The sequence below is a fragment of the Mesorhizobium sp. M1D.F.Ca.ET.231.01.1.1 genome, assembly GCF_003999155.2.
In the GTDB taxonomy this organism is placed as follows: Bacteria; Pseudomonadota; Alphaproteobacteria; order Rhizobiales; family Rhizobiaceae; genus Mesorhizobium.
The window spans coordinates 1-290 of sequence record NZ_RZOZ02000254.1; the positions used below are offsets into that span (position 1 = coordinate 1).

General features: G+C 62.8%; 1 pseudogene. It reads right to left on the minus strand.

From position 1 onward, the window contains the following. Positions 1–54 precede the first annotated feature (54 nt). Positions 55–290 (minus strand): annotated as a pseudogene (locus EN874_RS33185) (DNA-directed RNA polymerase subunit omega); the annotation flags it as partial.

Genomic DNA, 290 nt, shown 5'->3' on the forward strand with positions numbered 1-290 from the left:
GGAGCTTTTCAGATTCCACTCAGAGACCGGGCTGAGTGGAATTGTCAAAAGCTCTTAGTAATCGTCGCTCTTTTCCGGCGGCACCAGGCCCTCGATGCCGGCGAGCAGATCTTCCTCGCTCATGCGGTCGAAGGCGATGTTCTCCTCGGCGTCGTCCGTGTCTGCGGCAGCGGTGGCGGCGCCGGTCGTCTGGTCGGCGATAGCCTCGCCGTCGGCCTCTGGCTCGTCGACCTCGACATGCTTCTGCAGCGAGTGGATCAGGTCTTCCTTGAGGTCGTCCGGCGACAGCG